This is a genomic window from uncultured Campylobacter sp. (assembly GCF_938045345.1).
Lineage (GTDB): Bacteria > Campylobacterota > Campylobacteria > Campylobacterales > Campylobacteraceae > Campylobacter_B.
Genome location: NZ_CALIMS010000005.1, coordinates 58053 through 72360, shown reverse-complemented (window position 1 = coordinate 72360; position 14308 = coordinate 58053). Strand labels below are relative to the sequence as shown.

Sequence of the window (14308 nt, the reverse complement as noted above, 5' to 3'; positions counted from 1 at the left end):
TAAAATTTATATATTAATTTTAATCGCACCTAAATTTTATCCGCGACATAGCGAGCCGCGCGCCGCCGATACCGATAGCGCGACCATCCCAACCTCGTCACTGCCACCGTTGCAGCCGCTACCGCTGTCCGTAGTCGCCCACCATTACATTATCTTTACCGACATTGTCGCCGTCGCTACTACCATTCATTATATTTACAGCAGATCGCTATTGCTGCTTGCCGCTACGCTACCATCGCTCATTATCTTTACGGCTGTTATTGCAGTCGCCGCTTATATTCTCACTGCCGCCCGCTGTATTACGGCTACCGCTAATGCCGCCGCCCGTGCCGCTGTCGCCTACTATCATTGCAGCCGCTACCGCGTTCATTATCACTACTGCTATTGTCGTGAATACAATCCGCTACTATCGCCATCGCCGCTATTATTCGAATACAATGGCTACCGATGTTCTGCAACGCAATCGCAGCCATCATTAATAACCGTGCGGTCGCCGCTACCGTCACCGTTAAATTTTAAATTTTAGCTTGAGTGGCTCCGCCACTAAATTTAATTTCAAGCCGTAGCTCGCTCTAGCTCTAAATTTTAATTCAAATATAGGCTCTGTCCTAGCTCTAAATTTTAATTCAAAGCTCTAACTTACTTTTTCGCTAAATTTTAAATTTACGTTAGAATTTTACCGGGCCACGTAGTTAAAATTTTTGTCCGCGTTTTGCCCACCACGTAGTTAAAATTTTTGTCCGCGTTTTGCCCACCACGTAGTTAAAATTTGCGTCCACGTTTTGTCCGTCGCGCAGTTTAAAATTTACACGCGGCAACGCCACATTATTCGCCGACCGCCGTAAACGGCTTGCCGATAAATTTTTACGCCTTGATCTCGTCTATTACGGCGAGCGCGAGGTCTGTGTAACCGATGTAGCTTTTGCCTTTACCGTTTAGGATCAGCTCATCGCCTCCGAGGATGTATGAGCCTGTGCGAGCGGCGTTTGCGTCGTATTCCGCGGCAGGGATCACGTAGGTCCAGATCAAATTTTTACTCGCTTTTAGCACCTCGTAGCTCGCCGCAGTCGCCTCGGCTACGCCCATATACTCAGTCGGAAAGCTTGGAGTATCCATCAGGCGCGTCTTGCGCGAAGCGTCTGTGTATAACACGCCCGCGCCGCCGATGACGAGCAGTCTAGTCTGCGTGCCGCTTAGCAGCTCCGCGATGTGCTACGTCATTTTCGCGTGAAGCGGGAAGGTCTGCGGCGTCCATGCAGCGATCGCGCTGATGACGACGTCAAAGCCCGCCAAATCGGCTTTGCTAAGCTCAAAAACGTCCTTGTGCACGAGCTTGATGGCGCCGTTTTTATACTCTTTGTTTCGCGCGAAGCCCGTTACGTCATAGCCCTGCCTTAGCGCCTCCGCGACTAGCGCGCTACCTGATTTTCCGTTTGCTCCGATGATTGCTACTTTTTTCATTTTATATCCTTTTAAATTTAGATTTTGTTTGCTTGCGCAGCCGCTTATCGCCGCTGCAAGCCAATTCACTTGCCATAGCGACTAATGCATTTTCTCATGCGACTGTCTATCGCCGTCGCAGCCGGTGTGCCCGCCACGCAGGGCGTCGTTTTGCCGCGCTACGCAGTTTAAATTTTACACCTGCGCTTTGCTGCGCGCTTGTCTCGCGAAATTTACAGCCAGCTTGGCTTTACATCGTCGTTTATCACGCCGTCGCCGTTAGTGTACTGCTCCAAGCTACCGCGTTTAGTTTGGATACAGATAAATTTCATCCCCTGCGCACCCGCCTTGAAGCATCTCTTGCCCGCGGGATCGATGCGGATAGCGTCGCCCTCGCCCACCGCCGTCTCCTCGCCGTCGATGAATAGCGTGCCGTCGCCTTTTAACACCAAGTAAAGCTCCTCGTTTTGCTTGTGCGAATGCACGAACGGCACGCTCGCGTTTGCAGGAAATTCGTTGATAGAGAGCTCGCAGCCGCTTAAGCCTAGAGCTTCTTTCAGCTCCACTCTCGGCGCATTTTTCGTTGAAACGATCTTGTAGTTTGACATCTTTATCTCCTTAAATTTTTTGTTGTAATGCTATAAATTACAACTGATGAGCGAAGTATAATAAAATTTTGTTGTAATGTCAAGAGTTACAGCAAAAATTCCAAAATTTGACGCAAAATTTAAAATCAGCTAAAATCCGCGCGATTTTAAACAAAGGAATTTTATGCAAAATAGCGCATTTAAGACGCTAACGCTCATCGCAAAGAAAAATTTTAAAAAGCTGTTCTTGACGTTTAGCCTGGTTTTGGCGGAAAACGGGCTATTTCTCATCTATCCCGTACTAGCCGGCATCGCCATAAACGCCATCGTAGCGGGCGACACGCTTTTGGCACTTAGCTACTCGTGCATGGTATTCGTGGGCTGGGGGCTTGGCTCGATTAGGCGGCGCGTGGATACGCAGGTGTTTACTAGGATATATGCAGGACTTGTCGTAAGCGTGATAATGAACGAAAAAAGAGCCGCAAAAGACGAAAGCGCCGTAATCGCAAGAGCAAATTTATCTCGCGAATTCGTGGACTTTTTTGAGCAGCATTTTCCCGTGTTTTTTACCTCGGTCGTCTCGATTTTTGGCTCGGCGATCATGCTTTTTATTTATCGAGTTCTACGTGGGTTTGGCAGTTTTTGCCCTGCTCGCGGTTTTTGGAGTTTTGCTACCCAAATACATCGCCAAAAACGACCGCTTGTATCTCAAGCTAAACAACCAGCTAGAGCGCGAGGCAGGACGCATAAGCACAGGCGATGAGCGCACGCTAAAGCGCCACTACGACGTGCTTTCAAAGCTTCGCATCCGCATCTCAAACAGAGAGGCGATGAGCTTTTTTATCATCGGTACGAGTGCGGCGGCGATTTTTAGCTTGGCGATATTTTTGCTATCAAGCAAGCAGGCAAACGCGGGCCACATCTACTCGGTGCTCACCTATCTTTGGACGTTTGCGATCAGTCTTGATGACGCGCCGAGGCTGATAGAGGAGTTAGCAAACTAAAAAGACATCGGCAAGCGCGTAGATGCCGGACTAGAAGGCGATATAGATAAAATTTAGGCGCTTTTTTGGGTATAATTTAACTAAAATTTGCCGAAAAACGAGGTCAAAATGCACGAAAATCACGCCCACTGCGCGCATTTACACACGTCAAATAAAACCGTTTTGAGAAATTCTTTCCTTATAATATTCGCTTATATGCTGGTCGAGGTCGCGGGCGGCTTCGCGACGAACTCGCTCGCCCTACTCTCCGACGCCGGACATATGCTATCAGACGCCGCGGCGCTCGGACTTTCGCTATTTGCGTTTAAATTTGGCGAACGCAAGGGCAATCTGCAAAAGACCTTCGGCTACAGGCGGATCGAAATTTTAGCCGCGACGATAAATGCCGTCACGCTCATCGTCATCGCCGTTTTTATCGTCATCGAGGCGGCGCGGCGCCTGCAAAACCCGCCAGAAGTAGCCACCACGGGCATGCTCGCCATCAGCACGCTGGGACTTGCTGTAAACATCGTCGTGGCGCTATACATGCTACGCGGCGGCGACGTGAGAGAAAACGTCAATATGCGCGGCGCCTACCTACACGTGCTGGGCGACGCTGCGGGCTCAGTGGGCGCGATTGCGGCGGCTTTGGCAATGATGTGCTTTGGCTGGGGCTGGGCGGACGCGGCAGCTAGCCTACTCGTGGCCGTGCTCATTGTAAAAAGCGGCTGGAGCGTGCTAAAAGACAGCCTAAACATCCTAATGGAGGGCTCACCAAAAGGCGTGAGCCTGGATGCGCTCGTCGCGCAGATCAGAGGCGTGGACGGCGTGCTTTCGGTGCACGACCTGCACGTCTGGAGCATAACAAGCGGCGCAAACGCTCTCACGGCTCATATCGTGGTCAGCGGCGAGCTGCGCGTGCGCGAAGCGGAGCGGATCATGGCCGAAATATCGCACGAAATGGAGCATCTAGGCATCACGCACACGACGCTGCAGCTTGAAAGCAGCGAGAACGAATGCGCTGACGAGCTAATCTGCGAAGTAAGATCAAACGACGCGGGCGGGCATTTGGGACATAGTCATTAACTTGGGATTTGAAATTCCGCTCGGTTTGAAATTTAAAATTTGGCTTGAGTTTTAAATTTTAAATTTGTCCGCGCCGCGAGATTTCGGAATTTTAGAATTTTGAGGTTTCAAATTTTAAAATTTTGCGCTCGTTATGAAATTTTAAATCCCTACGCGTGGTGAAATTTTAAAATTTCGCCCCGCGGACGCCATTTCAAAATCAGGCGCCGTGCTTGCAAAACCGCAGAAAGTTTAAAATTTACACAGCCGCGGCGTAGCCCATTCAAAGCACACTATGAACATTTGCGGAATTTTAAATTTGACGAGAACGGCAGTCTAGCAATTACGGCGAAATTTGGCAGAAACTTGGAATGGTTTAAATTTAGCTAAACATCTTCTATTTTAATAGCGCGGAGATGACACAGCGCGCGCTACATTTTTAAATTTAGCCAGCATACCGCGCTTCTAAATTTTAAAATTCCGTGCCGCGAATTGAGCTGTAAATCGAGCTGCAAATTTAAACTACGCTCAAAATTTTGGCTAAATTCAACTCATTAAATTTTCCTGCCGATTTGAGCCGATTAAAAGCAAATTTGACGTATAATCTCGCGAAATTTCAGGGAGCCAAGGTGCGCAAAAACATAAAATACCTAATTTACAAGTTTCTTTTAGGCAATGTCTTTTTGGCAGTTTTTTTGATTTCATTTTACGTTGCTTCATTGCACCTCTCAAAACTTTTAGATGTTAATATAATAGACCTTTTGAAGGGATATTTTTTATTCCCGGGCGATATTCGTCTGCCTTTTACGACGGTAATTCTTGAGTTATTTTCCTTCTATATCAGTAGCAGTTTGAGCGATTTTTATGTCAAAGGCATCGATCGCAAACTTAATGTTATATTTTTCATCGCCTTTGCGACGATAGGAATTTTAGCTCTTACCGCCATTATTCTTATCGCGATATTTGGTTTTATGATATATGGTATGGATTTAGATAAAAAACTAATGGCAATTTTATCCGCCGCGGCATTATTCATGGGCATCTGCTCAACGGTATATTTATTTCGCAAAAGCGATTACGAGCTCGGTAAATTTTTACAAATCATCAGCCGAAAAAGAAGCGGGGAGATCGATAAAAAGCTATTCCCTATCTTGCTGCTTATTATATCTGCAACTTGGTTGGGTCTTATCTTTTTTGCATCCAGATAAAGCCAAGCGCCCCGTTTAAATTTCGTCCGTCTGCGCTAAATTAATAGGCGTGAATTACACGCACGGCGCGACGGAATTTTAAGCACGAAATATTTTTTATCAAAATTTAAACCTATGCACTATAATTGCAAGAATTAAAAAGGACGGCAATCGGTTATGAAAAGAGATATATTAATCGCGATTTTAGGCTTACTTTGCGTCTTTATAGATATTAATTACATAGGTTTTCTTATCGCATTAAATTTGATAGTAGTCTTGGTTTGCGCCACTTTTCCTTTTATGAAAAAGAACTATATATTTTTTCTGCTGCTTGTCGTAAATTTAGCTTTGTATTTAAATAATATCTACACCCCTTTTGAAAAGCCCGAACTTTGGACTTATAGCATACCTGCGCTGGCAAATGCGACATATGTGCTAACCTCTCTAGTTTATGCTTCGGGGTTTGTCGCTTTTGTCCCGCTTGCGGCATATATCTGTTTTTTATACTCGCTCTGCGTTGTTGCTTGCGGCATACGTGAAAAATTTCAAAGCTTACGCTAAATTTGCGATTAAAATTTTAAGCCGCTATTGCGTATAATTTCGCAGAATTTTAAGGATTGCGTATGAAAATATATTTCTACAAATTGCTTTTAGGCATCTTACTGACGGGCATATTCTCGTTCTCGCTCGGCTTTACTTTATCTCACGTAAGCATCATATCGAATGCGGTTTTTGGCGCATCGCTATTGCCTTACGCTTCCTTGGGCGCCGAGATCGTAAAAGCTATCCTAACGATAATTTCAGCATTTTATATCGCTGATAAAATTATCGACTTTCGCATTTTAGGCATCGATTGCAAGCTAAATTTTATATTTTTCATCGCCTTTGCGACGATAGGCGTAATTATCGTTAGTCTGCTATCTTTATTTATGATCATCGGCATAATGATATTAAATAAATCGGAAATTGCATTTGCAACGATGTGTCTATCTCTCGGGCCGATTTGGACCGCTTGGTTATTTCATATCAGCAGATACAGGCTCGGGGCTTTCTTGCAAAATTGCAGCCCAACGACAAAATCTACGGCAAGAAAATACAACATAGACAAGGCGCTATTGGTCATTATAATAATAATAGCGCTGCTGATTCTTATACCGATAATAGCGAAGCTTTTGTGATTTTTATTTTAAAATTTTAAACCAGCCGTAGAATTCGTTCGCTTCCAGGTGCGGATCGCCCGCGCGAGAAATGAAAAGCGGCCATAGCGCGGTATTTGCTCTAAAATTTCCCGCGTCCCTCATCTGCGCGCTGTAAAAAATAAGCGCGTGGCTCGCAAACTGCGCGAACTCGTCAAACGAACTCGCACCCGCTTCTATCATCGTGATTTTCGCGCCCGCAGGCAGCGAGCGCGACACCTCCACCTTGCGATCCGCGACGCCGAAAAGCGGAATGCTCGCATCAAAATCCGAAAGCTCTCGGCGCGAGTATATCCAAACATCGGGCGCGCGCGGCTTTAGGTTTTGCGGCGCAACGCGCACGTCTAGCGCCAGCATATCGGCGCTACTTGTCAAAGCGCTAATTTCGTCAAATTTAGCCGCACGCACGTCCAGCGTCGGCCTGTCGGCGCGCACGGTCTGCCCACCCACGCCTACGTAATCGCACACGCCGCGCAGCTCGTGCACGAACGCGCGCTGCTTCTCGCTGCCGATCCGCCCATGCACCGCGCCGTTTAGTGTGGCGTTGATTTTGATGAAGCAAAAGCCGCTCTCGCGCGCCAAATAAAACGGCTCCGCAAGCTCCGTCGCCGCGGCATGGCAAACGTCAAATTCCACCTCTATGCCCCCGCGGCGTAAAATTTCCGCGCCGCCCGCAGCCTGCGCGTTCGTATCGCGCGCGCCGATTACCACGCGCGACAGCCCAAGCTCCGCCAAAAGCTCGGCGCAAGATGGGGTCTTGCCGCGGTGCGCGCAGGGCTCAAGCGTGACGTAGGCGCACGCGCCGCGCAAAAGCCCGCCGTGGCGGTTTAAGATGAAATCATAAGTAAAGCTTGGCTGCAAAAGCGCGCTTTTTAGGGCTTTTGTGTTTTGAAATTTAACGCCGAATTTACGAGCGTATTCGCTAGCGAAATCCTGCGCGAAATTTGCGTCCAGATCGCACAGCGCGGCGAAAACGGCATTTGCCTCGGCATGCAAAAAGCCCGCCTTTTTGTGCGCGCCTATGCCAAGAACTCTGCCGCTCTTATCCAGCAGCGCGCAGCCCACAGCGGGGTTGGGTAGCGTCAAGACCTGATAGCGCCACGCAGCCCGCAGCGCCAAATCCATGTAAAATTCGTCGTTCATAAAAGATCCAAAAAAATTTAAATTGTCCCACTCCGCCGTGATTGCTTAGTAAAATTACGATGAGCCGTGCTAGTAAACAAACATCGTGGTGCGATTCGTAGCACAGGCGCTGTAAAACTCGCGGGCGCAGTATTTGTCGCGGGCGGTAAAATCCAAATTTACGACAAAGCGTAAAATTTAAAATTCTGCTTTGCAGCAAAAGGTTTGAAATTTTACCGCGTCAAAACAGCGCGTAAATTTTAAATTTAGCCGACTTTTAGCGCGACGTAAAATTCCTAAGCAACGCGCGAAGGTCACGCAAAAATTATCTTTTAGCGGCGCAGTGTGAAATTTCAAAGCGCCGCCCGGTAGCGTGAAAAATTACCTTTTATCGGCGTAAGATAAAATTTCAAAACAGGCAAGCGGCACCGGAATTTTAAAATTCTGCGCCGAGCGCCGCGAGAGATCAAGAGCAACAAGAAACTGCCAAAAGCAACCGGGAGCTGTAAATTTCAAAAGCGATTTTAAAATTTAAACCTCAAAATTTAAAGCTGAAATTTCAAACTCATAAATCCCGCGCAGTAAATTTTAAAGCCTCATTCGCAAAATTTTAAATCTGCGCGCAGAGCTTTAAAATCCGCGCCGCTACCACTGCACGTAGGTTCGCGCCTTTTTGATCTCGTCAAGTCGCACGCTCACCTCGCCGTCGTCCGTGCGCAGCCTAAGCACGCCGCCTTCGCAGTCTAGCACCTCGCCGCTTAGCTTCTGCCCGTCCGTGCGGCTTAGGCGCACCAGCTCGCCCACGGAGTTTGCGAAATGCTGCGGCTTGCTTAGCTTGCGCTCAAGCCCGGGCGAGCCGACCTCCAGCGTCCACTCGCCCTCAAGCGGCGGCTCCACGTCGAAAATCGGCGAAAGCAGCCGCGATAGCCGCCCGCAGTCGTCTAGGCCCACGCCGCCCGCTTTTGTGATGCTGATGCGGTAGATCGTTCTGCCGTTTTCGCTCACCATCTCCACGTCGTAAAGCTGCACGCCACACTCGCGCGCCAAAGCCTCTAAATCAACCATTTTTGCGCAGCTCCTCCTCTATTTTGTCAAAAAGATCGTCCATTTTGTTTTGATACTCCAAGCAGTCGTCGAATTTGAAGTGAAACGCGGGGCAGCGGTACCAGCCCTCCGCCTCGGCGCAGAAGTTTTGCAAATATCTCGCCACGCGGTCTAGTTTTTCGAGCACAAATTCCTGCTCGCGCTCGTCGAAGGCGTTTTTATCCAGATAGACAAACGCGTCGTAGCGCCCGCGCTTACACTCCACGTCGGTGACGCACAGCCCGCGCAAAAGCTCGTCCTCAAGGCTCGCGAGCGCTTCGGGGATGAGCTGCTTTAGCACGCTTTGCGTGCGCAGTCTTCTGAGTTCGGTCGGATTCATCTTTACCTCGCTATCTTAAATCGCCGCAGACTGCGCGGCGATGGAATTTTATTTTGCGTCTTGCGATGACGGAATTTTATTGCTTTGTCGCAGCGGGGCATCCGTCTCGCGACGACAACGCAGAATTTTATCTCGCGTCTTTCAGCGACGAGAAATTTTATTTCGCTTGGGCATGACGATGCGGAATTCTATTTCGCTTCGGCGTTGCGAAATATCCGTCCTGCAGCGACGCGGTCTGTTTAAATTTGACGCAGCTTGCGATGCGTCGGAACGTCTATTTAAATTCTAAGCGGTTTGCTGCGCGCCGGTATTGCAAGCGACGCCGCACTTTTTAAAATTTCGCTTTTAAATTTCAAAATACGCAATCTCGGCTTTGAAATTTTAACTCGACACTTTGCGCTTAAATTTCAAACGCAGATCGCGCGAGAATTTCATGGCTCGCGTACGGAAGCTCGTCGCATAACCGTACCACTACCGCAGAAATATTTCCGCGCCAAGACGCGGTGCTATTCTACGCCGTATTCTGCTCGCCACGGCACGCTATATCACCGCCGCGCTGCTGTTTTACCCGCACTGCACCAATTCGAAATTTATCTTAAATTTTAAAAACGCTTCGATACCGCGCGAGATCTAAATTTTGCCGCTTTAAAATTTTAAAGGCGCGAGCTAGTCTTTGAAATTTTGCTTTTAAAATTTCAGTCGGCGCTTCGCAGTTAAATTTAAAATTTAAGTCGCGCGGAAAAACCGCGATCAGCAAGCGGCGTCAAATAAAATTTGATCGCAAAGCCGCGCCGCAAGAAAAATTTAAAACATTAAAATTTCAAAACTGGCGCTGCGCGGCAAAGCCTCGCGTAGAAACAGATAAAATTTAAAGCTTTGCTCGCGCGTTATACCATTAAATTTAAAAGACGAAATTTCGTGCCCAAATTCTACGAGCATAAAATTTCAAGGCGCGATCGAGGCTTAAAATTTAACCGCAAGCCGTGCAAACGAAGCCAATGCCCACGCGGAATTTCGCGAGCATTAGTCTATCGTAGCCTGCTCCTCTTTTTGCTTGTAGCTTTCGATAAAATCGCCCACGCGCATATCGTCGTAGCCCTCGATGCCTACGCCGCACTCGAAGCCTTTGGCGACCTCCTTGGCGTCGTCTTTGAAGCGCTTGAGCGAGCTGACATTGCCCTCGAAAACGATGACGCCCTCTCTGATGACGCGGATATTCGCGCCGCGAGCGATGAGCCCGTCGGTAACCATGCAGCCCGCGATCTGCCCGATCTTAGGCACGTTGATGACCTGGCGGATCTCGGCCTGGCCCAAGGCTTCCTCGCTGATGATCGGGCTCATAAGGCCGCCCAAAAGCGCCTTGATATCGTCGATGAGATTATAGATGACGTTGTAGGTCTTAATCTGCGCGCCGCGCTCTTTGGCAAGCTCTTTGATCTCGCCCGTAGGACGGACGTTGAAGCCCAAGATCACGCAGTTTTCGCTAGCGCTTGCTAAGGCGATGTCGTTTTGCGTGATACCGCCGATGCCGCTGTGGATGATATCGACCTTGACCTCGTCGTTGCGAAGCTTCTCAAGGCTTGCTTTGATAGCTTCCAGTGAGCCAGCGACGTCGGCCTTGACAATAACAGGGAGGCTCTTTAGCGAGCCTTCGGCGATCTTAGCGCTTAACTCGTCGATGGTGACCTTGGTCGATTTGCTAAGCTCTTTTTGGCGCTGATGCTCGTAAATTTTACTCGCGTACTCGCGCGCTTCCTTATCGCTTGAAACGCCGATCAGCGTCTCGCCCGCGCCCGGAACCTCGCTAAGACCTATGATGACGCCGCATTCGCCCGGTAAAATTTGCTTTAGCGCCCTGCCCTTATCGTCGTTAAGCGCGCGCACCTTACCGTATGCGATACCCGCTACGACGGTGTCTCCTACGTGCAGGGTGCCGTTTTGCACGATGACGGTGGCAACGGCGCCGCGACCCTTCTGCAGGGAGCTTTCGATGATGGTTGCTTTAGCCTGCTTGCTAGGATCTGCTTTGAGCTCCAAAAGATCGGCTTGCAAAAGCACGATCTCTAATAAATTTTCGATCCCGTCGCCCGTCTTTGCGGAGATCGGCACGAACTCGTAGCTGCCGCCCCACTCGGTAGGCATGATGTCAAGCTCTGCAAGCCCAGTTTTTACGAGATCTGGATTAGCATTAGGCTTGTCCATTTTATTTATCGCGATGATGATCGGCACGTTTGCCGCCTTGGCGTGAGCTATGGCCTCCTTAGTCTGAGGCTTGACGCCGTCGTCTGCGGCCACTACGATGATTACGATATCGGTAACCTCGGCTCCGCGCGCGCGCATCGAAGTAAAGGCCTCGTGACCCGGAGTGTCTATAAAGGTAATCTTTCTGCCGTTTTTCTCGACCATATACGCGCCTACGTGCTGCGTGATGCCGCCCGCTTCGCCGCTTGCTACGCGAGAGTTTCGGATGTAATCAAGCAGGCTCGTTTTGCCGTGATCGACGTGTCCCATAATGGTGATGACGGGCGCTCTAGCGATTAAATTTTCTTCGCCTTCGCTGTCCTCGTAAGCCTTGATATAGTCAAACTCCTGCGCCTCATCGATGATATTTACTTCGATACCGAATTCGCTTGCTAAAATTTCTATCGCGTCCTCGTCCAAAAAGTCGTTTTTCGTCGTCATCATCCCTAGCGCAAATAGTTTGCCGATGATCTCGCTAGGCTGCTTTTTGATCTTATCGGCAAACTCATAGACGCGGATCTCTTTTGGGATATTTACAGAGCTTACGATTTCGCTACCCTGCTCGCGAGGGGCTTTTTTATGCTTTTTGCGACCGCCGCGACTTATACCGCCTTCGCTGCTAAAAATTTGATTTTGCGAGGCGCGATAAATATTAGGTTGGTTTTTACTTTTGGTGCGGTTTTCGGTTTGGATCGGTTTGACGGTGAAATCGGGCATTACCACGACGTCTTCGTCCTCGATTACGATATCCGCCATCTCGTGATCAGGAATGATGTCAATTTTAAGGGCGTCCTCTTTTTTGGCAGCGGGAGCTTTTTTCTTTTCGATCTTTTTCTTTTTCAAATTTAGTTCAGCGTTTGAGAAGATCGCCTCCAAGCTCGCGCTCATCTTTTCGCGCCTAGGCTCGGTTCTATCTTGTGCCGCCGGAGCTTGAACTTCCTTTTTCTTTTTGACTATGACTAGACCGCGGCGCTTTTGCAAGCTCTCGCTAGCGATGCTATCGCCGCTGTTTATCTGCACCGGAGCAGGCTTTGAAGCGGTGTTTTGCTTATCCTCTTTATCTTGCGGGGCGGAGGAAATTTCTTCTTTTTGATTTTGGGCTTTTTCGGTTTTTACCTCGAGCTCTTGCGTCCGCGCTTTTTCTTTGCTAGGCTCTTTGGCACTCTGCGCAGACTCTTTGGATTCGGAAGCTTTTAAGCTTTCCGCCTTTTTAGGGCTCTCTTTTTTAGCGGTTTTTTTAGTTTCACTCTGTTTTTTAGCGGGCTTATTCTCGTCTTCTTGCGCTTTTTCGGAGCTTTTCTTTGCGGGCTTTGACTTTTTCCCCGGCAAAATTCCCGTCTGGATATAATCGTAAATAGCGGCAGCTTCTTCCTCGCTTACTTTATTCGACGCGGTTTTTACCTTTTTAAAGCCCATCTCCTGCGCTTTTTCGATTATCTCTTTGCTTGCGTATCCAAGCTCGTCCGCGATATCTTTAATCAGAACACCCATTTAAAACCCTCTCCTTGATATGTCCCAAATCTGCACTAGACGCAAATTTAGATAGATATTTTGAAATTTTCTCTTTTTGATTTATGCAACCGTCGCAAATATAAAATTGTCTGTTTGAGCTTATATTTTTAAAATTTTGCAAAAAGGCGTGGAGCTCGCGTTTGGCGAAGCGCCCCTTGCAAATAACGCACATCCTAATCGGTTCGCTCATGCGATTATATCTTTATTTTTCTTAGTCAATATTAAAGCCGCCGTTGTCAATCTCTAAAATTTCGACGCGGAAGTTTTTAAAATTTTCGCTAAGGCAGGCTTTAAGCTTCGCAGCGTCGGATCTGTAAGCTAAATTTAAAAAGCTTGAGCCGCTACCGGAGAGCGAGCTCATAAGCGCGCCGTTATCATAGGCGATCTCGCGCACCCCAAAAAGCTGCGGAAGCGCGCCCATGCGCATCTGCTCGTGCATCTTATCGATACAGGCGTAGCGCAAGCTGTCGTAGTCGCGTCGCATAAAGCAAGCGGTTAGAAACGCCGCGTGCGAGAGGTTGCTAACGCAATCTTTGATCGAAAAACTCTTAGGCAGCTTGCCCCGCGATTCATTCGTAGGCATCGGCGTATCGGGGATAACGACGACGGCTTGCAGATCTTGCGAAATTTCGCATTTTTGCGTGCGAACCGTCTTGCCGTCCACGACGCTGCTGACAAAGCCGCCGAGCGTTGCGGGCGCAATATTATCGGGGTGATTTTCATATTCCAGCGCCGCGTTTAAAATTTTAGCGCGATCGATCTCAAAGCCGCAAATTTTATAAGCGCTTGCGATAGCGCCTACGATCACGGCCGAGCTACTGCCCAGCCCGCGCGAAAACGGGATGTTGTTGTGAAAGGCGAATTTAAAATTTAACTCTTGCCCGCCGCCTAGTTTTCTGTAAATTTCATTGAAAATATTCAAAAAAGCGTTGCCCTTTTTTAGCCACGCTCTGTCGCTGCCCTCGCCGCTAAGCGATACGCAAAAAAACTTCTGCTCGGTAATCTCTACTTCGTTAAATAGCCCTAGGCTAAGGCCGAGTGCGTCGAAACCGGGACCTAAATTTGCGCTCGTCGCAGGAATTCTTATAATCAAGCTCTCTCCTAAACCGCTTCTATGATGTAATTTGGAAGTATATCATCGCTTTTATTTAAAACCGATAAATCCTGCGGCAAAGATAACGTGGCGGGGGCGCATTTTTTCATCCTGATTTCGCCGCGTTCGTAAACGTAGCTGAAGTTTTTGTTCGCTCTGATCGGCCCAAAGCCGCTTAGCTCAAAGCCTCTGATCGCGTATAGCGGCACATCGAGAGCGATACTAAGCGTGCGCAAGATCACGTAGCTCACCTTCATACCCATGAAGCTGCCCGGGGTATTTGCGTAGATGAGATCTTTGATTTTGTAATCTTTTAAAATTTCGCTAAATTTAGCGATCAGGAAGTTATCGGCTTTTTCACCTTCAGCGCTCGTAAATTCCGCTATCTTAGCGCCGTTTTCATACACACCGAGCAGGCACGGAGCGCTAAGAGCAACAATTAGAATTTCAACCTCTTTG

At 48.4% G+C, this 14308-nt stretch carries 18 protein-coding genes; 6 read left to right on the top strand and 12 right to left on the bottom strand.

Annotated elements, in window-relative coordinates; all coding sequences use genetic code 11:
* Positions 1-229: 229 nt before the first annotated feature.
* From Q0144_RS01355 to Q0144_RS01335, 5 genes are all read right to left on the bottom strand, one after another.
* Positions 230-370, bottom strand: coding sequence for a hypothetical protein (locus tag Q0144_RS01355; RefSeq protein WP_297995205.1), 141 nt, complete (start codon positions 368-370; stop codon positions 230-232).
* Between the two features lie 322 nt (positions 371-692).
* Positions 693-824 (bottom strand): hypothetical protein, encoded by a 132-nt coding sequence (locus Q0144_RS01350; protein ID WP_298061086.1) that lies wholly within the window; start codon positions 822-824, stop codon positions 693-695.
* Positions 825-864: 40 nt separating this feature from the next.
* On the bottom strand, positions 865-1152 hold the full coding sequence (locus Q0144_RS01345; protein ID WP_298061084.1) for a hypothetical protein: 288 nt from the start codon (positions 1150-1152) through the stop codon (positions 865-867).
* 60 nt (positions 1153-1212) lie between these two features.
* Positions 1213-1461, bottom strand: coding sequence for an NAD(P)H-binding protein (locus Q0144_RS01340; protein WP_298061082.1), 249 nt, complete (start codon positions 1459-1461; stop codon positions 1213-1215).
* 212 nt (positions 1462-1673) lie between these two features.
* On the bottom strand, positions 1674-2048 hold the full coding sequence (locus Q0144_RS01335) for a cupin domain-containing protein (RefSeq protein WP_298061080.1): 375 nt from the start codon (positions 2046-2048) through the stop codon (positions 1674-1676).
* A gap of 163 nt (positions 2049-2211) precedes the next feature.
* Here Q0144_RS01335 and Q0144_RS01330 point away from each other — a divergent pair, with 163 nt between their 5' ends.
* The 6 genes from Q0144_RS01330 (at position 2212) to Q0144_RS01305 (ending at position 6440) form a co-directional block, all read left to right on the top strand.
* Positions 2212-2790, top strand: a complete 579-nt coding sequence (locus Q0144_RS01330) for an ABC transporter six-transmembrane domain-containing protein (protein WP_298061078.1) — start codon at positions 2212-2214, stop codon at positions 2788-2790.
* A complete protein-coding gene (locus Q0144_RS01325) occupies positions 2696-3031 on the top strand; it encodes an ABC transporter six-transmembrane domain-containing protein (protein ID WP_298061076.1) in 336 nt (111 codons plus the stop codon). Before Q0144_RS01330 ends, Q0144_RS01325 begins: the two co-directional genes overlap by 95 nt.
* Before the next feature lie 108 nt (positions 3032-3139).
* Positions 3140-4096, top strand: coding sequence for a cation diffusion facilitator family transporter (locus Q0144_RS01320; RefSeq protein WP_298061074.1), 957 nt, complete (start codon positions 3140-3142; stop codon positions 4094-4096).
* 830 nt (positions 4097-4926) lie between these two features.
* Positions 4927-5283, top strand: coding sequence for a hypothetical protein (locus Q0144_RS01315; protein ID WP_298061071.1), 357 nt, complete (start codon positions 4927-4929; stop codon positions 5281-5283).
* A 156-nt stretch (positions 5284-5439) separates the two neighbouring features.
* Positions 5440-5823, top strand: coding sequence for a transporter (locus Q0144_RS01310; RefSeq protein ID WP_298061069.1), 384 nt, complete (start codon positions 5440-5442; stop codon positions 5821-5823).
* Positions 5824-5885: 62 nt separating this feature from the next.
* The gene (locus Q0144_RS01305) at positions 5886-6440 is read left to right on the top strand and encodes a hypothetical protein (RefSeq protein ID WP_298061067.1); all 555 of its coding nucleotides are present in this window, start codon (positions 5886-5888) and stop codon (positions 6438-6440) included.
* Positions 6441-6443: 3 nt separating this feature from the next.
* Here the strand turns inward: Q0144_RS01305 and ribD are convergent, their stop codons facing one another.
* The 7 genes from ribD to Q0144_RS01270 all read right to left on the bottom strand — a co-directional run bounded on the left by ribD (position 6444) and on the right by Q0144_RS01270 (position 14256).
* Positions 6444-7601: a bifunctional diaminohydroxyphosphoribosylaminopyrimidine deaminase/5-amino-6-(5-phosphoribosylamino)uracil reductase RibD gene (gene ribD / locus Q0144_RS01300; protein ID WP_298061065.1), complete on the bottom strand. Its 1158-nt coding sequence runs from the start codon at positions 7599-7601 to the stop codon at positions 6444-6446.
* 624 nt (positions 7602-8225) lie between these two features.
* Positions 8226-8645: a ribosome maturation factor RimP gene (locus tag Q0144_RS01295; RefSeq protein WP_298061063.1), complete on the bottom strand. Its 420-nt coding sequence runs from the start codon at positions 8643-8645 to the stop codon at positions 8226-8228.
* A complete protein-coding gene (gene rbfA, locus Q0144_RS01290; protein WP_298061061.1) occupies positions 8638-9003 on the bottom strand; it encodes a 30S ribosome-binding factor RbfA in 366 nt (121 codons plus the stop codon). Before rbfA ends, Q0144_RS01295 begins: the two co-directional genes overlap by 8 nt.
* Before the next feature lie 1023 nt (positions 9004-10026).
* A complete protein-coding gene (gene infB, locus Q0144_RS01285) occupies positions 10027-12735 on the bottom strand; it encodes a translation initiation factor IF-2 (RefSeq protein ID WP_298061059.1) in 2709 nt (902 codons plus the stop codon).
* Positions 12719-12946 carry a hypothetical protein gene (locus tag Q0144_RS01280; protein WP_040304108.1) on the bottom strand — a complete coding sequence of 76 codons (228 nt, stop codon included), beginning with the start codon at positions 12944-12946 and terminating at the stop codon, positions 12719-12721. The genes infB and Q0144_RS01280 overlap by 17 nt, the downstream gene beginning before the upstream one ends.
* Before the next feature lie 21 nt (positions 12947-12967).
* Positions 12968-13849 (bottom strand): homoserine kinase, encoded by an 882-nt coding sequence (thrB, locus tag Q0144_RS01275; protein ID WP_298061057.1) that lies wholly within the window; start codon positions 13847-13849, stop codon positions 12968-12970.
* An 8-nt stretch (positions 13850-13857) separates the two neighbouring features.
* Complete coding sequence (locus Q0144_RS01270) at positions 13858-14256, bottom strand: glycoprotease (protein ID WP_298061056.1); 399 nt, start codon at positions 14254-14256, stop codon at positions 13858-13860.
* Between the last annotated feature and the right edge of the window lie 52 nt (positions 14257-14308).